The 19543-nt window shown below is 44.3% G+C and carries 20 protein-coding genes; 14 read left to right on the top strand and 6 right to left on the bottom strand.

From position 1 onward, the window contains the following. Nucleotides 1–46: 46 nt before the first annotated feature. The 7 genes from JW881_02385 to JW881_02415 all read left to right on the top strand — a co-directional run bounded on the left by JW881_02385 (nt 47) and on the right by JW881_02415 (nt 8624). Complete coding sequence (locus JW881_02385) at nt 47–1489, top strand: MotA/TolQ/ExbB proton channel family protein (protein ID MBN1696338.1); 1443 nt, start codon at nt 47–49, stop codon at nt 1487–1489. A gap of 2 nt (nt 1490–1491) precedes the next feature. Then, nucleotides 1492–2103, top strand: a complete 612-nt coding sequence (locus JW881_02390; protein MBN1696339.1) for a MotA/TolQ/ExbB proton channel family protein — start codon at nt 1492–1494, stop codon at nt 2101–2103. After that, nucleotides 2100–2498 (top strand): biopolymer transporter ExbD, encoded by a 399-nt coding sequence (locus JW881_02395; GenBank protein ID MBN1696340.1) that lies wholly within the window; start codon nt 2100–2102, stop codon nt 2496–2498. Before JW881_02390 ends, JW881_02395 begins: the two co-directional genes overlap by 4 nt. Nucleotides 2499–2515: 17 nt before the next feature. Then, on the top strand, nt 2516–3160 hold the full coding sequence (locus JW881_02400; protein ID MBN1696341.1) for an energy transducer TonB: 645 nt from the start codon (nt 2516–2518) through the stop codon (nt 3158–3160). A 30-nt stretch (nt 3161–3190) separates the two neighbouring features. After that, nucleotides 3191–4384 carry a hypothetical protein gene (locus JW881_02405; GenBank protein MBN1696342.1) on the top strand — a complete coding sequence of 398 codons (1194 nt, stop codon included), beginning with the start codon at nt 3191–3193 and terminating at the stop codon, nt 4382–4384. 11 nt (nt 4385–4395) lie between these two features. Next, complete coding sequence (locus JW881_02410) at nt 4396–7680, top strand: carboxypeptidase-like regulatory domain-containing protein (GenBank protein MBN1696343.1); 3285 nt, start codon at nt 4396–4398, stop codon at nt 7678–7680. Nucleotides 7681–7781: 101 nt separating this feature from the next. Continuing rightward, nucleotides 7782–8624: a phosphate ABC transporter substrate-binding protein gene (locus JW881_02415; GenBank protein ID MBN1696344.1), complete on the top strand. Its 843-nt coding sequence runs from the start codon at nt 7782–7784 to the stop codon at nt 8622–8624. A 41-nt stretch (nt 8625–8665) separates the two neighbouring features. Here JW881_02415 and JW881_02420 read toward each other — a convergent pair whose 3' ends face one another. Further along, nucleotides 8666–9502, bottom strand: coding sequence for a sugar phosphate isomerase/epimerase (locus JW881_02420; GenBank protein MBN1696345.1), 837 nt, complete (start codon nt 9500–9502; stop codon nt 8666–8668). A 630-nt stretch (nt 9503–10132) separates the two neighbouring features. On the opposite strand from JW881_02420, the gene JW881_02425 reads away from it, so the two are divergent. The 5 genes from JW881_02425 to JW881_02445 all read left to right on the top strand — a co-directional run bounded on the left by JW881_02425 (nt 10133) and on the right by JW881_02445 (nt 12832). Next, nucleotides 10133–10624, top strand: coding sequence for a DUF3604 domain-containing protein (locus JW881_02425; GenBank protein MBN1696346.1), 492 nt, complete (start codon nt 10133–10135; stop codon nt 10622–10624). A gap of 170 nt (nt 10625–10794) precedes the next feature. Then, nucleotides 10795–11079: a hypothetical protein gene (locus tag JW881_02430; GenBank protein ID MBN1696347.1), complete on the top strand. Its 285-nt coding sequence runs from the start codon at nt 10795–10797 to the stop codon at nt 11077–11079. A 33-nt stretch (nt 11080–11112) separates the two neighbouring features. Continuing rightward, nucleotides 11113–11520: a hypothetical protein gene (locus JW881_02435; GenBank protein MBN1696348.1), complete on the top strand. Its 408-nt coding sequence runs from the start codon at nt 11113–11115 to the stop codon at nt 11518–11520. A 30-nt stretch (nt 11521–11550) separates the two neighbouring features. After that, nucleotides 11551–12222 (top strand): transposase, encoded by a 672-nt coding sequence (locus JW881_02440; protein ID MBN1696349.1) that lies wholly within the window; start codon nt 11551–11553, stop codon nt 12220–12222. Nucleotides 12223–12595: 373 nt separating this feature from the next. Further along, on the top strand, nt 12596–12832 hold the full coding sequence (locus JW881_02445; protein ID MBN1696350.1) for a hypothetical protein: 237 nt from the start codon (nt 12596–12598) through the stop codon (nt 12830–12832). Nucleotides 12833–12926: 94 nt separating this feature from the next. Here the strand turns inward: JW881_02445 and JW881_02450 are convergent, their stop codons facing one another. Continuing rightward, on the bottom strand, nt 12927–13634 hold the full coding sequence (locus JW881_02450; protein ID MBN1696351.1) for a hypothetical protein: 708 nt from the start codon (nt 13632–13634) through the stop codon (nt 12927–12929). Between the two features lie 250 nt (nt 13635–13884). Between JW881_02450 and JW881_02455 the strand changes: the two genes are divergently transcribed. Then, entirely contained in the window at nt 13885–15111 is a 1227-nt protein-coding gene (locus JW881_02455) for a SpoIIE family protein phosphatase (protein MBN1696352.1), read from the top strand. Nucleotides 15112–15131: 20 nt separating this feature from the next. On the opposite strand, the gene JW881_02460 is transcribed toward JW881_02455, so the two are convergent. Then, nucleotides 15132–16217, bottom strand: coding sequence for a flippase-like domain-containing protein (locus JW881_02460; GenBank protein MBN1696353.1), 1086 nt, complete (start codon nt 16215–16217; stop codon nt 15132–15134). Then, nucleotides 16217–17389, bottom strand: coding sequence for a glycosyltransferase (locus tag JW881_02465; protein MBN1696354.1), 1173 nt, complete (start codon nt 17387–17389; stop codon nt 16217–16219). Before JW881_02465 ends, JW881_02460 begins: the two co-directional genes overlap by 1 nt. Nucleotides 17390–17613: 224 nt before the next feature. Between JW881_02465 and JW881_02470 the strand changes: the two genes are divergently transcribed. Then, nucleotides 17614–18357, top strand: coding sequence for a PHP domain-containing protein (locus JW881_02470; protein MBN1696355.1), 744 nt, complete (start codon nt 17614–17616; stop codon nt 18355–18357). Nucleotides 18358–18441: 84 nt separating this feature from the next. Here JW881_02470 and JW881_02475 read toward each other — a convergent pair whose 3' ends face one another. Further along, nucleotides 18442–18768, bottom strand: a complete 327-nt coding sequence (locus JW881_02475; GenBank protein MBN1696356.1) for an STAS domain-containing protein — start codon at nt 18766–18768, stop codon at nt 18442–18444. Between the two features lie 64 nt (nt 18769–18832). Next, entirely contained in the window at nt 18833–19429 is a 597-nt protein-coding gene (locus JW881_02480; GenBank protein MBN1696357.1) for a DUF502 domain-containing protein, read from the bottom strand. Between the last annotated feature and the right edge of the window lie 114 nt (nt 19430–19543).

Consider the following 19543-nt stretch of genomic DNA (forward strand, 5'->3'; position numbering starts at 1 on the left):
ACCCTGTAGAGAGGGAAAGCCGGTATACGACATGTTCTTATTATACATGAGTATCATAGTAATCCTTTCTATGATGGTGCCGTCTTTTAAGGTATTTGCCCAGGAAACCAATAGCGGTGTTGATCCTTTTTTTGCGGCGTACCAGAAAGAGTTTGTTTTTCTCGATAATGAAATTCGAATCCTCAACAAGAGAATTCGGGAAGTCGAGCGGGAAGGCGCGCAAAGGATCGCGGATGCGGAAGAACGGCTTCTGTCACTCGATGCGGAACTTCTCGATCTTACTTCCCGCATCGACAGACGAATCGAAGAAAGAAGGGTCGTTGAAGCGGCGATGGAAAAAGCCGATGATACCGCCGCGATGACAGCATCGATTATCAATCAGGGAAATCAACGGTTATCGAAAAACGGGATTACGCCCTATCAAAAGAATTCCGCTATCACGGAATCCGAACAAATGGAGGCTGAACTCGACCATGTATTTGAAAAATCCATCGAAATTCTGGGATTATACGGGAAAATCGGTACGGTGCCCGGTGTTTTCTTCATGAAGGACGGAAAAGAAGCGAACGGCGAGATTGTCAATATCGGCCGTATCGCATGCTACGGAATAAGCGGAGAAACGGGCGGTACACTCGCCCCGATAGGAGGGGGAAATCTCAGCCTCATCGACGAAAAAACCGCTCCACTTGCTAAAAAACTTGCCGAAGGCGCTGTTCCGTCCTCGCTTCCTGTTTTTCTTTATGAATCGCTCGAAAAACCGGCACAGTCGTTCGGGCAGCATAAAACGATACTCGACACGATAAAGGGAGGCGGTATTATCGGATTAACTATCATTGTTATCGGCTGCGCCGCTTTCTTTCTTATTATAGTCAGGACATTTCTTCTTTTTCAAACGGGAAGAAGTAATACGGCGATTCTCGGAAAACTCATGAATGATGTCGAGAATGGTTCCATGATAGGGGCGCTGGCGTATGCGGAAAAACTTCCCGGTGCAATCGGGAGGGTTCTCGCCGACACATTGGGGGGGATCATTGAAAAATGCGTCAATATCGAAGATATCGTGTCCGAAAGCATACTCAATGAACAAAAACGGCTTACCGCTTTCAGATCGGCCATCACCGTGTTCGCGGCAGTGGCGCCCCTTCTGGGCCTTCTGGGTACGGTCACCGGAATGATTTCGACATTCGAAGTCATCACCCAATTCGGGACCGGAGATCCGAAACTGCTTTCGGGCGGGATTTCCGAAGCCCTTATAACGACGGAATTCGGTCTCATGGTGGCGATACCGGTTCTTCTCTTCGGTAACCTTCTCACATCCCGGGCGGACAGGATCACGACGATACTCGAAGTCACCGCTTTACGGGTACTCAACATATCGGCGGGCCCGAACGACACCGGCGAATCCCGTGACGGTGAAACGTATTCGGACGGTGAATATAAACTCAGCGGCATCGATGAAGAGACCGATATGGTGCCCCAGGGGGTATGATCGTGTTCGAGTTGTTAGATGAATGTGTGTCCTACATGGCGCAGGGAGGATTCGTGATGTGGCCGCTTCTCGTGTGTACTGTAATGTTGTGGTATTCACTCGGCTACCGTTTCGTTCATCTGAAGCGAGGCGCGAAAGAAGACGTGAGGACGCTTGCAGGACGGTTCTGTCCGGGGGAAAATGAGATTTCCGACGGATATATCCGGGAAGCCGTTGCCGCCGCGCACCGTGTTTGGGCGTCAAACCTCGGAAGCGTAAACATTCACGGCAGGCTTGACGATGCTTTTTCCCCGATTCTCGAATCAATGTCGCGTTACCGCGGTATCATCCACTCGGTTGTTATAATCGCACCCCTTCTCGGCCTGCTCGGTACCGTGACGGGGATGATCGAAATGTTCGATTCACTCGCCGAACAGACGTTTTATTCTCAAACGGGAGGAGTGGCGAACGGCATCGCCGAGGCGTTGTTTACGACACAGTTCGGGCTTCTTATCGCCATACCGGGATTGATCGCCGGACGAATTCTGGACCGGCGGGAAGACCGGATGAAGAAAGAACTCGTGCAGATAAAAGATATATTCGCGGCAGGAAAAATCAAAGGAGGCATGGCGTGAAATTTTTACCGAAAAAACATGAACCGCAGGACCTGAATATATCGCCGTTAATCGACATGGTATTTCTGCTTATCATTTTCTTCGCGGTTTCATCGACGTTTGTCAAGGACATGAAAATCGATATCAACCGTCCGCAGGCAAAAAACTCCGTTTTGGCATCGACGAAATCGGTCAGGATATACCTGGACAGGGACGGTGTTCCGTACATGAACGATCAACCGGTAAAAATGTGGATGCTGCAATCGATGGTCCGTGAAGCCATGGATACCTCTACATCCAGATCGGTACTTGTCGTCGCCGACAGACTGACGGCAACGGAAAAGCTCGTCGAAGTCGTCGACCAGGCGAAACTCGGCGGAGCCGATGAAGTCGGTGTCGCGACCGAAGCCAGATAACCGGGGAATATCGATTAATGAAGACCACGATTACAGCTTCGATGAAAAGAAAGGCGGCTGTTCTATTGATAACGGCGGGCGGTTCAATCGCCGTATTCGGAAGCGTCTTCCTTCTGAACCGGATAATCGTATCACATGATGAATTGAATACGGAAAGGCATGTCGTTTTTACCGTCGAACAACAGAAACAGAAGATCGAACCTCCGAGAAGAATGGAAAACAGACAAAAACGGGAGCCCCGGGAGGATATTTCACTCGCACCGGTCCCGCGTTTTGAGGGAAACCTGTCGGATATTTCCGTCGAACTGCCAACATTTTCCACGCAAGCAATGCAGTCTCTCGCGGAATCACTACTCGGTGATCTCGACGATGTTGTTATGACAGAGGAAACAGTCGACGAGAAACCTGTCCCGAAACAGAGGGCGATCGTATATCCCGAACGCGCGAAGCAGATGAAAATAGAAGGGGAGGTTGTCGTAAGCGCTCTCATCGGTATCGACGGACGGATCAAGAAAATGAAGATTCTGGAATCCCGTCCCGCCGGGGTTTTCGACAATGTGGTTCGTGAAATGATACCGTCCTGGACATTCGAGCCTGCGAAATACAAGAATCGAAATGTTCAGCTGTGGGTTACCATCCCGATAAAATTCAATCTCAATTGAGTTACGCTCACGGATATGAAAGGAATGTATGTGGAAACACGGGTTAAAAATAGAATCATCATTTTTTTGTTGTTCATCATTCAGCAAGCGGCTTTTCCTCTTGGTACCGGAGAACAAGAAGAGGGAGATTTTTCCGATATCGAATCAATGAATAATGAAATAGATTATCTGAGTATCGCCGCTGTCATGATTCGCGACGGAAGATACGCCAAGGCCGAATCACTTCTCGAAAAGGTGAATCCCGATACGCCCGGCATCGATATGGGGCTTTATTTCACGGTACGCGGTCTCGTTTTTCTCAATAAATCACTTTTTACAGAAGCGTTGAGTGATTTTAAAAGCGCATTCTCTCACGGTAGACAGCATCCCGTCATTAATGCCTACATGGCCCAGGCGTATTACGGGCTCGAGGATTACCGGAACGCGCTTCTTTCAATCGAAAAAACAGGCAATATCAACATGTATCCGGACCTGGTTGGGATGAGAATTCAGTGTCACTGGAACCTGAAAGAAAGGATTGCGGCATTCGAAACGCTCGGCCGGGCAATAACACTCTTCCCGTCCAACAACCGGTTTCACCTGCAACGTATATCGTTTCTTCTGGAACTCAATCTGACACGGGAGGCGGCATTCCAGGCAAAAAAATACCTTGTACAGTTCGGAGATAAAAGTGAAGCATATATGACGATCGGGGAAGCACTGAGGCGCGGCGGTGAAACCGACTCCGCCATACGGGTCCTCGAAACGGCGAAACTCAAATTTGCGGAGGATTCCAGGATCGGACTGGCGTTAGCCGGTATCTATTTAAGGGAAAACCGGTTTCAAACAGCGGCGAAACTCGTCGAAGAGGTTGCGATATACGATAGAGAATTTTATCCGGAAGCCGCCGAACTCTATCGCAGGGCGGGCGATTTTGACAGGGCGCTTTATCTCAACAGATACATCTCCGACCAGCGTCTAAAAGCGGAACAACGTTTTACGCTTTTTCTTGAAACCGGAAAATTCGAAGAGGCACTGGCACTCGAGGAAAGGCTTCAAAGACTCGGACTCCTCGACGATAATCGGATGCGTTACGCTGTCGCGTATGCTTTTTTTCAAATACAGCTTTATGATAAGGCACTTTCCTGTCTTTCGGCAATCACGGATGAAGATTATTTCACGGAAGCGGTAAAACTTCGCAAGGCGATCGAAATCCTAAAATCAAAATCCGTTCAACTATTTTAAGGAAGCCGAATATGCTCAGGCAATCGAGATTTTTATTCATCATCTTGTTCTTCTGTTTAGGTTTCTCCGGCTGGAGCGGAGATATTTCGGGTGAAGTGCGGATGTATGTTTTTTCGGATGAAGGGCTTCCGATCGAGGGTGCCATTGCCGAAACCGGAAACATGATATATTCATCGAATAAAGGCGGATACATCGGATTTTTCCATGAACCGGGAGTAATCGATATCAAAATGATATATAAGGAAAGCGGGATAACGGATTTGACCGTCGAGGTCCGGGAAAACCAGATTACCGAGATCATTGTGACTATATCAAAGAAGGATAAAGGTGGATATGTTGTAAATATCGGTTATAGTGAATCGGTAACAGTAGATAAAATCGCGGCTTTAGATGACGATATCGATTCGCCGGACGGTGAAACAGGTGTTACGGATATGGGGTTTCTATCAGGAAAGGTGAGCCATATCGAGACGGGAAAGCCTGTTGTGGGGGCGACGATAATTTTTCGGGGGCTTGGAAGTGAATTCAAAACCGATGCATCCGGATCGTTCATCGCGGAATTGCCTTCAGGAACCTATGCCCTTTCGGTCATTCATGCCGATTTTTCTACCCAGACCATTGTGGCGATTAATATCAGGCCCAATGAGGGAACGGAGGTCATTGTTGAATTGACACCCTCGGCAATGGAACTCGATGAGGTACCGGTTTTCGCGACGGTCGAGGTACAATCGCAGGGCGGAATCGCGAGTCTTCTCGAAGAAACAAAAAACTCGGCGGTCCTTCTCAACCTTATCGGGGTGGAACAAATATCGAAGATGGGGGATTCCGATGCAGCCTCGGCACTGAGCCGCGTAACCGGACTTACGATTCTGGATGGAAGATTCGTGTATGTCCGTGGAATGGGGGAACGTTATTCCTCATCTTATCTCAACGGCGGTTATCTTCCGAGTCCGGAAATAGACAAACGTGTGGTACCGCTCGATCTTTTCCCTATGGTGATTATCGAGAGTATCGCGGTACAGAAGGCATATTCGCCCGATCTTTTGGGAGATTTCAGCGGCGGGGCCGTCATGGTCAGAACAAACGGCATTCCCGACGACAGGTACAGGAGGAGGCTGCGTTCGACGATCAAAATGTCGCTTGGCTTTGATCCGGAAAAAACCTTCATCGAAGCCATGAGTGAAGTGCCCGGCGGTCTGGACTGGCTAGGGATCGATGACGGGAAGAGAAAACTCCCCTATGAAGTCGCTGAAAAGGACAAGGTTATCCTTGGTTCTGAAGTAAGCGGCGGCCTGGGACCGGAGGAAATTGAAGCCCTCGGGGAAATCATGCCCAAGACGTGGATGGCGGAAAAAAGGCTTTTATTGCCGGATTACGGTATTGCCGCGACGTTAAGTGATAAAATAGAAATCTCACGTGAATCGAATCTCGGTTACAATATGGCATTTATTTACAAGAATTCCTCGGATTTACAGACGGAGAGAAGCGAGAAACAAATCATCTATAATGAAAATACGGGAGAATACTTTATTAACTATGATTACACAGCCGACACGACTACCCTGGAAACGGATATCTGTGGAATGATCGATGTTATTGTCGATATAAACAACATCCTTGGTATTGAACTCTCGACACTGCTTGTCCGGCTTACCGATGCAACGACGGAACAGTATGAGGGATATTATTCGGATGACGATGAGTATATCCGTGTGACAGATCAGTCATGGATCGAACAAACGCTTTTTTATCAACGGCTCGCGGGAAGCTGCACGTTTTCATCGCTCAATGAATCGATGATCGCATGGCAGTATAACTACTCGTGCGCGAGCCGCTACGAACCGGATCACAGGACGACGAGATATGATTCCCAGGACGGAGACGTTTACCGGCTTTCCGACCGCCCTGAGGGTTCAAGAAGGGTATATGTCAATGTCGTCGATCATATTCATGACGGATCACTCTCATGGCTTCTTCCAGTCTCGATTTTTTCGAAAAGCCCTTCCGATTTTATCGAATTCGGCGCGCAGGGGCTGTATAGAAGCCGTACAAATGATTCGAGAAAGTTAATTTTCGCGTTCAGCGAGGCGAATGTGCCAGGGGATGTCCTCGAGCAGGATGTGGATGAAATATTTACCGATGAATATATCGGTGAATATTTCAATCTTCAGGAAACGACACTCACGACAGACAACTATACATCATACGGTATTATTTTCGCCGGATATATCTCCCTCGATATGCTTCTTTTCAAACACCTCAGATGCAATGTCGGCTCGCGTTTCGAGTACGGCGAACAGGTTGTCGATACCTTTAATCTTTACACGAACAATCCGCAGCGGGTCGTTCTCCGGACGTTCGATATCCTGCCGTCGATAAATCTGACCCTCCCGTTTTTGTCAGTTTACCAGGCGCGTCTCTGCGCAAGCAAGACACTGAACAGACCCGATTTTCACGAGATGTCGAACGCGATAAAGGATTTGTATGCCGGTGAAGGTCAGATCATCGGGAATACCGAATTGGGAAAAGCAGATATTTATAACGTCGATTTCGCTGTCGAAGCATATCCCTCCGAGAAGGAAAGCCTTTCTCTTGGTGTTTTTTACAAGTATTTTGTGAATCCCATCGAGGAAGTCGCTCTGGTCAAGGCCGGGTCCACAAGGCTTTATTCCTGGATCAACACCCCTTCCGCCTATAATATCGGTGTCGAGTTCGAATGGAAATTGACCTTTGCCGCTGTTGCGGATTTGATTCGTATGTCCCTCGATGCACATCATTATGAATCATTCGAGGAGGAAAGAAAAACCCGTGTTTTCTGGGGTTCCGTCGGCGGTTTTTTTCGCGATCTCTACACGGCGGGAAACGTATCCTTCATCGCATCGGAAGTTTCTTATCCGGGAAATTATTTTACTGATCCTGAAAACGAGATCAGAAACACTTCGCAGAAACGTCCGCTTCAGGGACAGTCTCCCTATGTGATCAATGTATCGTTGGGTTACGAAAACAGTGTCTCGTGGTCGAAATTCAGACCGATTAAAACCTCGATTTATCTTAACTACAACGTCTTCGGCCGGAGAATACTGAGTATAGGGACATGGGGGACGCCGGATCTCTATGAGGAACCATTCCACAGGCTCGATGTTGTCGCAAAACAGCAATGTAACGAGGTTGTTTCTGTGGAATTAAAGATGAAAAACCTGCTCGATCTTCCCGCCTACGAAGTCGTCGGCGACAGGGTGCAAAAAGAATACCGCAAGGGACGCCGGTTTGAGTTATCCGTCACGATTTCGATGTAGATTGAATGAATCCGGGGCGGCGTACTTGTATAAAAGGCTATTGATGATCGTTTGAGATCGATAAAAAATACTTGGAGGATGATTCAGCAAAGGAGTGAAGCATGAAACGGATAACTGCCATCGTCATGATGCTTTTCGTATGTATCGATGTATTTTGTTTCGGAACAAAAGAACAAGATCCGTGCGGAGTGATGCGTTTATGCATCGGGGGATCCTCGACCATGAGATGGATTTTTGAGAGGGCTTTCGACGTATATAAGGAAATAGACGAACATGCGGAATTTCATTATGATTTTCCCGGTTCGGGGGCCGGTATACAGGGGGTGCTCTGCGGCACATATCACATCGCCGCCGTAAGCAGAGAACTTTACAAACAGGAAATACGCTACGGGCTCTGTGCGACAACAATCGCGATGGACGGAATCATGCTGATTGTGAAGGATTCCTTTCCGGTAGATGATATAACACTCGAGCAGGCGGCCGCCATTTTTACCGGAGAAATATCAAACTGGAGCAGGGTCGGCGGACCGGATCTGCCGATCGTACCGGTAAAAAACAAACCATGGAGCGATACGGACCGTGCTTTTCTGGAACTTGTTCTTATGAGAGTATACGGCGACGACGCGCGTATTCGATGTGACGGTATACAGACGATGGGGAACCGTGGAATGATGAGGGCTGTTTCCAGGAACAGGAATTCCATCGGATACGCCCCCCTGTCCAAACTTCACAGCCTTCCCGACGAATGTTTGAAAGCGTTAAATATAAACGGCGTTGCTTTCACCCATGAGAATATTCTCAACAGAAAGTACCCGATCACGCGGCCGCTCAATATGGTGACGGTTGGAGAACCGTCAAGTGAAGCCGTGCTTTTTATCGATTTTCTTAGAAGCCCTGCAGGACAGCATATCGTCGATTTCTTCTGGTATTTACCGGTGCGTTAAGAAAAAACACGGTGTTGTCGCTCTAAATAGCTGGTGCCCCGCTACATATACCTCGCCGGGATAAGGGTATCGCACAGTAAAAGGATATGCTTCAAATTCGAAGAAGCCTTTTCGGCTATGGTTACAGGAGTGCCTTTGAATTTTCCGATGTCCTGTATGCATTCGATGCCCCAGACCCCGTCGTATCCGCTTTCGTATATCGTTTTAATGTGGCGGCAAAAATCAATCTGCCCATCGCCAAGTATGAGATGTTCATCGGTGATTCCGTGATTATCGTGGATATGAAGGGCGACAAGACGGGATAGAATATCCGTATAAAGAAAGACCGGCCACGATCCGGAAATCTCGGCATGTCCCGTATCGAGGCATAATCCGATCTCGGAAAAGGCGTTGATCACATTGATTATTATATTGTTCATGTATGATTCAATGAGATTTTCGAGGGCAAGATAAACGCCTGCTTTGTATGCCGCATCGAGCAGCAGTTCGACGGCATTTTTCAGCTGAAGCATTGACATATGAAGATTGTCGGGTATCGCCGTAATAGTGTCGAAAGCATGAACGATGACCGAGCGGGCATTCAGCTTCCCGGCCAATGTGATTGTTTGAAGTATTTTGGCGATGGATTGTGTCCATGTTTTCATATCTCTGGTATACAACCGGATGTTTCTGAACGGCGAATGAATCCAGTCGACAGAAAGGCGGTTTCGAATCAGCAGCCTTGAAAGCGCCGCGATTCTTTTTTCCCCGCAATGGATCAGATTTTCGGTAAGCCCGTCATCGATACTGATATGGGTAAATCCCGCGCCGGCGATCGCCTCGATCTTGTTCTCGAGTGATCCTTTGTTTGAGAATGCAGTGGTTATGGACAGCTTCATTCGTTACCTCCTGTATGACTTTCATTTATATATTGACAATTCACTTATGATAATAATTGCAAGTCAGTATTACGGATGAATTAACCGCGGATAAGGATTCCATGGAGTATTGATTATGATTCGATTATTTGTATCCGGATGAATATCTTTATACGAGTGCAGGCTGTACAGGAAACTGCGTACAACCCGATCTAAAAACTCGTTTATTGTGAAAAATGCGCCCGGTATTTCTTGTCTCTCTTTTTATCCAAAAGCAATTTGTCAGTGATATTGTCCGCGAATTCCTCCGCATATCTCAGATATGCGGCTCCGACTATAGAGGTAAAACATAGACTTATAACACACGCGATAATGGTTACTGCTAACATGCTATAATGTTCACTGTATTGTTTTTAAAACAGGTTAGTTGTTCGTTAGGAAATGGTTATTTTTTCAAACATTTCTTAAAGCAATCCGAAATTCCTTATAATAATTATATTCGGATTGCTTTAGAAGCTTGCTTAAAAACAGACAAAGCTTTCTAATAATAAACTAACACTTAACACATATACATTCCAACTTAATATTTCATTTTTTTCCTAATCGTTACGTTTTGTTTAAGAAATTTCTGTAATTAAAAGAGGGGGAATAATGGGACAATGTGAATGTATATTACTTGGCATTTTGATAATAGCAGTACTTCTGTTTTTGTTACCGGGATGCCATGTACAGTTATCGGAAGAAGAAATTCTGGTAATTCAAACGGAATCGATTTCCATCGATACACCCGCGACAGTTTATTACGGCATGCTGCATAATCATTCCAATTATTCGGACGGGAAAGGAAGCCCGGATGATGCTTACCGTTATGCCAGGGACACGGTGGGGCTTGATTTTTTTGGCCTTTCCGATCATGCAGAAAGGTTGACTGATAAGGAATGGAAATCCTTGATAAACACTGCCGGCCGTTACAATCAGGACGGTGTATTCGTCGCTTTTTCGGGATTCGAATGGTCGCACAATACTTATGGCCATGTTACAGTGACAAATACTGAAGATATCTGCAGGGCTAACGAGTCTGGTACCGATACGTTTTATGGTCTTGTCGGCTGGCTTGAAGAGAGAGGGCATAGCTTTTTTTAATCACCCCTGAGGCCGGAATTCAACAGGTGTCGAATTCAACCACTTTATTTCACGTCCTTCAGAAAAGTTTGTCGGAATGGAGTTGTGGAATAAGAACAAAGGATTTGAGATATATTATTATAATAATCAGGCTGTCGATTTATCTTCAATAATGTGATAGGATACTTGTCATGAGACAATTCATCATACCTAACCGCGAACAGCAGTTGCTGTTTGCGACTATAGATCTTGAAAGCATCGCTCCGATAGGAAGTCCTCTTCGAACGATTGATGCGCTTGTGGAATCACTCGACACAAGTTCAATTGAGGTTGAATATGACCTCGATTCGCCGAATGGCCGCGAACCGATACATCCGAAGACACTCATAAAGGTTGCGCTTTACGCCATACACAATTGCCGTTTTTCACTCAGGAAAATCGAGCATGATACGACAGCATATTTAGGGTACCGCTAGCTGACGGGAGATGAAGGGATAGATCATTCAACGATGGGTAAATTTCTTTCGAGACACAAAGAAAGGATCGTGGAGCTGTTTTCACAGATAGTCGAAATTGGTATCGAAAAGGATCTGATTAATTTTGATGTGTTGGCGATCGACACCGTGAAGATACGCGCGAACGCATCATATAAACGATTCAAGACACTCTCCGGAATGAAAGAAGAGCGAAGGAAAATAAGGGAAAGGATCAAGGAATTGATCGAGAAGACGGATGAAGAGAGTACGATTGAACAGGAAATGCTTGAAAAGCGTAAAGCAACGCTGGAAGCCGGTGTAAAAGCCCTCAAGAAACGTATTGAAGAAGAAGGAGCCGGGAGGACGGAAACGGAGAAGAATAAGTTGGAAGAGAAGATGAAAATCAATATGATCGATTCTGATTGTTCTCTTCTGCAATAGGCAAACAAGGAAATCAATCCGGCATACAGCGTGACAACAACGGCAGACAGCGGAAGCGATTTCATTATCCACTTTCAGGTGAACGACAGATGCAATGACGCTGAAGCGTTAATGGAAGCGGCAACCGGGAGTGAAGAGAAAGCCGGGGGACGACACAGGATAATAGTTGCGGATGCCGGATTTGCATCGATGGATAATTACGAGAAGCTGGATGAAGCCGAACAGGAAGCGCTGATACCTGACAAACTGCTGGACGTCGAGATTCATAATAAAACCACAAAAGGAGAATATGACAGATCACGATTTCTATATGAGAAGAAGCAGGATCGCTATAAATGTCCGTGCGGGAAGCTGCTTGACAGGAAAGGCGATGTGAAGCAATCCGGTCGCTATTACGCTCGTTATGCGAATCTCGAAGCATGCAGGAAATGCCCTCAACGGGCACTATGTACGAAGTCGTCTCACAGGGTTATATTACGTGATAAAAATGAAGAGGTGCGCGAGCGAATGAGAAAGAGGATGAAAAAGAAGCAAAACAAGAAAAGATATAAGCAGCGTTCGCATACCGTTGAATCACCATATGGTCAAATAAAACATAATCTGAAATACAGAATATTCATGAGAAGGGGAAAAGCAAAGGTGATGATGGAAGCGGCGCTCTTGTTCATGCTTCATAACATTATCAAAATCGGATCGAATTAAAGCAACGCTGTATATATGGCATAACACCTGAAGAATAAACAAAGATAACGGCGTAACATAACATAATCAGGCAGGCTCTATCAGTCCGGCTTTTGTCTTTATGAAAAGAGTTAAATCGACATCCTGAATGGTTATTTTAGCAATGACGGCAAAAAAGGTTATTTTGATGAAGCATTACTTCGGGACTGGGAGATAGGCGCAGCCGGGTCCGACGACAACCATGTGGGTACCTTTGGCACACGAAATGATTATCGACTCGCCGTTATCGCACAGGCATTAACGAAGGCAGCAATCTATAATGCACTAAAAAACGCTGTTTTTATTCGACCGCCGATAAAAACTTGTGTTATCGTTTTGTATGAATGGAAGCAGGATGGGCGGAAAAGTAGTGGCCGGAAATTGCAATATTGTTATTAATGCTTTCGATAATGAAAATTTTGATCGGCTTGAACTACTTGAAAATGGCGAGGTTATTCGCGGGTGGAGTGGTAACAGTTCAAGCTTTGTAATAACAGAATCATTGACAGTAGATGCGGGAGATTATTATTATGTACGGATTCATCAGGTTGATGGTGATGAGGCAATTTCTTCACCGATTCATATCTATTGAAAGCCGTGTTCACCGGCCGCATCAGATATGAAGGTCTATGTCGAAATTATGTATGACTGTTATATAAATAGATAGTGGTACTTTATATCGCTTTTCAGTGTGATAAAACGGAGTGGGAATCCCATGTTTTATGATGATTATTCAAATGAAAATTGCCTGATTGAAGTCTGTCCTTGAAAACAACATAACCGTCGTAGTAATATGACAGCGTCTCCAATACCGCGTTCTCCGGCATACATCCGGCCTCACGCGTGAAACCGGCATATAGATGAATGTAATGTATCCGGCCAAATGGTACACTGTCGAACATGTCCTCCAGTGTAGGCATAGACGGGCAATCAAGTGCGTACTTAATCCTGTTCCATGCGTTATCCATGACAAATGACAATCCTTCATAATCTCCGCTGTTACGGTTTCTCTCCGGTTTTATTCCTTCAAGTGCTATCCATATATCGTGAGCAGCCGCCAGCGTATCGAGATAAAAAAGCAACTCAAATAGCCTTTTCATATCATCGTCATGGCCGGTTACGGGAAAATCGAGTTTGCCGGGATTGATCACCACGGTATCCGCTTTGACTATCGATGCAAATTCGAAGATGCGGGCGATCTGTGTATATGATATATCGATGAGGTGATTTTCTGAATACGGGGGTGTATTCTTAAAAGGGGAACAGTGTAAAGAAAGTCGTAATCCGAGTTCAAGACCGGTAATCCCGATATTATGTCCGGATACACCGGATTCAATCAGCCGCCCGTACGGTAATTCAGCGGCCGTGAATCCCGACTGTTTTATTTCCTTCATTGCTTCTGTTACCGGGAGATGTGAGAAAGCAAGACATGGCACTCCGTAAATCATATAATCGATAATTACATTGAAATATTAGCAAATGATCATTAAATTTTGAGAATTATGCTAGTTTGTATAATGTATCTTTCCATTAATGTCCGAGGTTCGACAGAGAGGAATGGGATATAGTAAAAAATTCATGCATGATTAATCGGATACTAACAATAACGATGACAATGTGTCATTCACAAAGGAGTACTGCGATATGATTATAAAAAAAAAGATTGAGTATGATGATAAAAGCGAATCCGGAAATAACCGGAAACATTTAATAAAGGTTTTAAAACGATACGTACCAGAAAGAGATCCCGCGGGAAGGAAAATTTCGAGAATCGCCACACAATTTTATTATGTTCGTCACGATGAAAGAATCGAAGATCTTGCGGACGATATAAAGGAAAACGATACAATAAGAGCGATTTGTATCGTTGATAAAGCAAACAAACCGATTGGTGCCATTATTGTGAATGATCTCCTCAATCTTTTAAGCAGGCCGTATGGAAGGGACGTCCTGCGGAATCATCCTGTAACGGAAGTAAAACAACAGGTACAAATTTTTCTGTATGACCGTAATATTCTCAGCGTGGCGGAATTGATATATCGGGCGATGAAAGCGGTAAAAACCACCTATTATTGTCTTGTCAAACACGACGGGACCTTTGCCGGAATATTTTCAACCCGTAATATGCTCGTCTATCTTTCGGAAATGACGCGAAAGGATATCATTCTGGCCAAAACCGTTCAGGGAAATATCGTAAAGGATCATGAGTGTATCGAAACGTCAGGTTTCAAGTTCCTTGGTTTCGTTTGCATGGCAAAAGAAGTAGGAGGTGATTTTTACTATATAAAAGAGTATGAGAAAAAAAAATGGATTATCGCGATCTGTGATGTTTCGGGGAAAGGGGTTGCCGCCGCGCTTGTCACATCGGTGATAGGCGGAATGATGAATATATTCGATTATTCAAAAGGCCTCGATTTTTTTATATCAAAGCTGAATGATTATATCTATCATACATTCGGACTGGACCGGTTTGTCACCGGCATTTTCTTGCACTTTGACGAGGATAAAGGAAACATCACCTTCTACGATTTCGGTCATTCATACATGTACATTCTCAAGGATAATTCGTTGACGACTATAAAAAACAAGGAAGTCAATCTACCACTCGGGATTTTAGCGAATACGGCATTCCGTGAAAATCAAATTTCACTTAAAAAGGGGGAATGCCTTCTTCTCCTGACGGACGGATTTTTCGATCAAACCAATGACAGTAAAAAGGCATATTCTTTAAGAAGAATCGCGGCACTTGTTAAAAAAATGAAAGATGAACCCCTTTTGAAACTAAAAACTTCGATTATGAATGATTTCCATCGATATCGGGAAAGCCAGCCGCAAATTGATGATGTTACTTTTGTGATGTTGAAATTTTGATATCGTCGGAGGATTCGCGATCAAAGGCGACCGGCCGACTTTACCTTGTTTTGCGGTTTTGCTTTTCCGAATATATAACCGGAGATATCATTGATCGAAAAGCATCCCCCGATGACTGCTCCTATATACTGATAGAACAATCTCCACAAAAGAAGAACGACGCCGAGCAAGTGAAGAGGAATATTGCGGGCGGCCAGAAATGTGAATAATGCTTCTCCCAATCCTGCGCTTCCGGGCGTGGGGATGAACGAGATGAGGAACAGAAGCAAAGCGCTCAATACGCAGCCGTCGATAAAATCGACATTGATACCGATAGCTTGAAATAAAAGCCAGAGCATAACGAGTCTACCGAAATAAAGGAATAAAATAAACACTGAACCGGTAAGGAGATTGAAAAGGTTTTTATTGAAAAAATGGAAGACTGCGCTTCGTGCTGAGATTATTTCCTTTGTTATCCTTTTTTTCAGTTGATAATCTTTTTTCAAAAGGCCGGTTTTTTTAAGCGATTTTTCGATAAACCCGGCCATACGAACAACCAAAAACGGGTAAATAAATCCGAGTATGAAAATGCCGGCCATAATTATAGTGAGAATGCCGGATAATAGGAACAGAATACTCAAACCCGAATATTCATTAATCTGTTCGCGGTAAGCGAAAAATGATATAATCCCTCCCGCGGTATTCAAACAAGAATAGATAAACAGTTTGCCGAACACGATGGAATACGCGTTACCGTAGGTGATATTGTATTGGGTCAATGCCTTTACTGCGGCGGGCTGCCCCCCGAAATTAAACGGGGTAATAACATTATAGAATATCCGTTTTGTCACGGCTTTGAAGGCGCCGGCAATGGTGACTTCAAAGCTGAAACCTTTTGCAAAAAAATAGAGGGAACATGTGTCGAAAATTCCGAGTCCCACCCACATCATGAAAAGGAATATCATGTAGTATATACTGATTTGACGAAAGACCATAATCGTTTTGGCGTTGAACGTCAATAAACTGATAAGGAAGATAACGATCATGCTGAGACCAAGCGTCAATAATAATCGCGGCAGGGGATAACCGGGTTTTTTTTGCTTTTTCATTCGAATATCGCGCTGCATTACGAAGGTTCCTTCACATATTTCGATTTTACAAAGGAACCGATTCCCTGCTGTTTCCAAATAAAATTGCTTAAAACGCCGGATATTCCTATATAAACGATATAAAACGGATGCAGCAGTTCGAGCAGTACAAATCCTTTTTTAAGCCGAAGTCGATTGAGTTTTTTCAGCCGGGGCAGCACGAGCAGTCCGTCTACGGTTAGTTTTCCGATAAAAAGGGATATAAAAAGAAAAGCGGCGTTTCCAAAAAACGGAATGAATAAAGGAGCCAGGCAGAGAATGAGGTTGAACAGAAAGATTCCCAGCATAATAATCGTGTATGACAGGCGTTTGTATACAAATACCTTGGAAGCCCAGCGCGAACGTTGATTCAATAGCGCTTTTGTAGTCGGGGCCGGAGCGGTCTCGACGATGGAGTCCGGATCAGAACAGTACACTATTTTTTTATCCGTTAATGTCGCGAATTTTTCAAGAAGCAAGTCGTCGTCGCCGGAAGCCACATGCTCGATCCCGTCGAATCCTCCGACCTCGAGGAAAAGGCTTTTTCGATATGAAAAATTATTTCCGTTATTGCAGGCGGGGTATCCAAGTCCGAAGTACCCGGCGCACAACAGACTCAAGGCGATATAATCGAGTTCCTGAAAACGCATAACGGGTGTATCTTTGCTTTTATGCGGGAGGCAGACAAACGAACAGACGCCCCCGATTGTTCCTTCCGGATCGTAACACCCGGCAATGGTTTTAATCCACCGATCCGACATGGTACTGTCTGCGTCGGTAAAAAGTAGTATTTCACCTCTGGCCTGTTCTATGCCTTTTTTGAGGGCGTATTTTTTTCTCGAACCGTACGGGCATTTTTCGGGCTGGTTGACGATGCGAAGGTTTCCGTATTTTTGCATATAGGCGCCGGCTATATCGGTAGTCCCGTCGATCGATGCATCATTGACAAGTACCACCTCGTATTTATCTCCCGGATATTGTTGATTCAACACACATTCGAGTGTCTCACCGATATGTTTTTCTTCATTCCTTGCGGCAATAATAATCGAAACAAACGGTTCATAGTGTCTGTATCGCTTCTGTTTCAATTTCAGCAACCCGATGTTGCCGAGCAGCATATTACCGAAATAAATGACGCAGGGGAAAATCAGGATGAGGATAAAAATTATCATGCAATACCTCCCGGTTGTATCGTTGTCGAACTATGTATTTTTTTTTTTAGGTTTATATTAATAAATGAATAGGTAAATAATAGCGGGCGTTTCTTTTTACAATATATGCCGTGTATATACTCCTCCATTCGTTCCTTTGCCTCATGAATAGAATAAGGAAAATATAACCTGTTATTAATACAATCATAACGCTATAAGTAGATGTTTTGAATGAAAAGGAGGGGATGATGTTATTGACGGATTTGCATATTCATTCTAATTTCAGCGACGGCCGGCATTCGATTCACGATATTGTCGACATTTACGGCAATGCCGGATTCGATGCCATAGCGATAACGGACCATCTCGCTGAAACGAATACATTGATAGGAAAAATAACGGAAAGGCTCGATGTCACATTGACGAAAAAGAACTTCGACAGTTATATCGAAACAATTGAAGAGGAGCGTGAACGTGCATGGAGACAATACGGTATGATTGTGGTAACCGGTTTTGAGATTACAAAAAACAATATTTCACCGCTGAAATCTTCACATATCGTTGCTCTTGATGTGAAAGAATTTCTATCCGCAGAGGATGATTCGGCCGTTATTCTGAAAAAAATACGTTCGATCGGCGGGCTCGGTATTGCGGCGCATCCGCTTTTTACCAGAAGACTCGAACCGCAGACATTTCATTTATGGCTGCGTAGGAAGGAATTACGGCACTATGTGGATGCCTGGGAAATAGGAAACGGATGGTTTTTTTCAAAGCATTTGAGTAAAACGGGACTACCGGTCATCGCGAACAGCGATTTTCATTATTTTTCGCAATTGACATCATGGAAAACCCTCGTCGATGCGAAGAAAAACAAGGATGATATACTCGACGGGATAAGAAGACAAAAGGTGCAATTTATTTTTTACAAGGCGGAGGATAAAATGTTACAGCCGGTTGTTTCCGGTTGCGCGGCATATTATTCCTCCTGATTACGATAACGTGTAAGGATGAAAAAATTGTGTGTCCGTGTTACGGTGATTTTTTTTAAGAGTGACGCTTTGTTGCGGGATTGTTTATATACCGGCAACGGAGGAATTTTCGTCTTTATAATAGTCGATTAAAAATAAAATATTCGAAAGTTCGAATACTCTTTTTACCTGGGGCTGCATCTGAATTACTTTGAGATTTCTTCCGTTATTTTTCATGTCCCGGATCGCCCTGACGATAACACCGACCCCCGTACTGTCGATATAGGAGACATTTTTCATATTCACAAGGAGGTTGATATTATCCTTTTTGCTCAATGAATCAAATACTTTCTTCAAATCGGCGGATGTATAAAGATCCAATTCACCTTCAAGGTCCAGTATAATAATATGTCCGTTGTCTCTTTTTCTCATTTTAATATACATACGTTATTATCAAAGGTGATTATATGTCTTTCATTAACATGATGTTAATATATTATTTTTTCAGCCGGTATTTATTTTTATGTACTATTCCGGCCGTCACGATGGTTTTAAACGCTTCTTCAATCGTCATATTGAGTCTCTTCAGTTTTTCCCGGCTTGTTAAAATCAGAAATCCCGATGTCGGATTGGGGGCGGTCGGAACGAAGACATGATACACTTTGTTTTTTTCAGAACCCACTCTAACAGATTTTTTCCCTGTAACAAAACCGATACTGTAGCAATGGCGATTGAAAATCTCAACCAACACCGGATATTTAAAGGATTTTTTATCGTTATCGAAGATTCCGTGACTAAGTTGTTTGAGAGTTCTGAAAATACTGTTTAAAAAAGGGATTTTTAAAAAAAGAAATTCCTGAAAATCCATTATTTTTTTTCCGACATAACTGGAAGTAATAATGCCGATCAGCCAGATGACAATCATCGTTAGAATGAGACCGGTGACCCCCACTCCAATAAAATAGATACCGAAATATTCCGTTAACAGATGACCGAACATCTGTTCCGAAAGGTTGAATATCAGGTAAAAAATGAATATCGTACCGCTGACCGGAATAGTTGCGATCAAACCGGAGATAAACTGTTGACGCATCTTGTGTATAATGGTCCCGGTGGTTTTATTGTCCAGGGTAAACTCAATTCCCCATTTTTTACCCGATCAGGGTAAACAAGATTCCCCACTTTTTTTAAAAAAGGGTAATTAAGA

The sequence above is a fragment of the Spirochaetales bacterium genome (assembly GCA_016930085.1).
Lineage (GTDB): Bacteria > Spirochaetota > Spirochaetia > SZUA-6 > JAFGRV01 > JAFGHO01.

What these genes read in the sequence shown, in the direction of transcription:
- JW881_02445 (MBN1696350.1), top strand. Translation starts at nt 12,596, where the DNA reads ATGGGCGGAAAAGTAGTGGCCGGAAATTGCAATATTGTTATTAATGCT.
- JW881_02435 (MBN1696348.1), top strand. Translation starts at nt 11,113, where the DNA reads ATGGGTAAATTTCTTTCGAGACACAAAGAAAGGATCGTGGAGCTGTTT.
- JW881_02465 (MBN1696354.1), bottom strand. Translation starts at nt 17,389, where the DNA reads ATGATAATTTTTATCCTCATCCTGATTTTCCCCTGCGTCATTTATTTC.
- JW881_02385 (MBN1696338.1), top strand. Translation starts at nt 47, where the DNA reads ATGAGTATCATAGTAATCCTTTCTATGATGGTGCCGTCTTTTAAGGTA.
- JW881_02480 (MBN1696357.1), bottom strand. Translation starts at nt 19,429, where the DNA reads ATGCGTCAACAGTTTATCTCCGGTTTGATCGCAACTATTCCGGTCAGC.
- JW881_02460 (MBN1696353.1), bottom strand. Translation starts at nt 16,217, where the DNA reads ATGCAGCGCGATATTCGAATGAAAAAGCAAAAAAAACCCGGTTATCCC.
- JW881_02455 (MBN1696352.1), top strand. Translation starts at nt 13,885, where the DNA reads ATGATTATAAAAAAAAAGATTGAGTATGATGATAAAAGCGAATCCGGA.
- JW881_02470 (MBN1696355.1), top strand. Translation starts at nt 17,614, where the DNA reads ATGATGTTATTGACGGATTTGCATATTCATTCTAATTTCAGCGACGGC.
- JW881_02430 (MBN1696347.1), top strand. Translation starts at nt 10,795, where the DNA reads ATGAGACAATTCATCATACCTAACCGCGAACAGCAGTTGCTGTTTGCG.
- JW881_02410 (MBN1696343.1), top strand. Translation starts at nt 4,396, where the DNA reads ATGCTCAGGCAATCGAGATTTTTATTCATCATCTTGTTCTTCTGTTTA.
- JW881_02450 (MBN1696351.1), bottom strand. Translation starts at nt 13,634, where the DNA reads ATGAAGGAAATAAAACAGTCGGGATTCACGGCCGCTGAATTACCGTAC.
- JW881_02415 (MBN1696344.1), top strand. Translation starts at nt 7,782, where the DNA reads ATGAAACGGATAACTGCCATCGTCATGATGCTTTTCGTATGTATCGAT.
- JW881_02425 (MBN1696346.1), top strand. Translation starts at nt 10,133, where the DNA reads ATGGGACAATGTGAATGTATATTACTTGGCATTTTGATAATAGCAGTA.
- JW881_02400 (MBN1696341.1), top strand. Translation starts at nt 2,516, where the DNA reads ATGAAGACCACGATTACAGCTTCGATGAAAAGAAAGGCGGCTGTTCTA.
- JW881_02420 (MBN1696345.1), bottom strand. Translation starts at nt 9,502, where the DNA reads ATGAAGCTGTCCATAACCACTGCATTCTCAAACAAAGGATCACTCGAG.
- JW881_02475 (MBN1696356.1), bottom strand. Translation starts at nt 18,768, where the DNA reads ATGAGAAAAAGAGACAACGGACATATTATTATACTGGACCTTGAAGGT.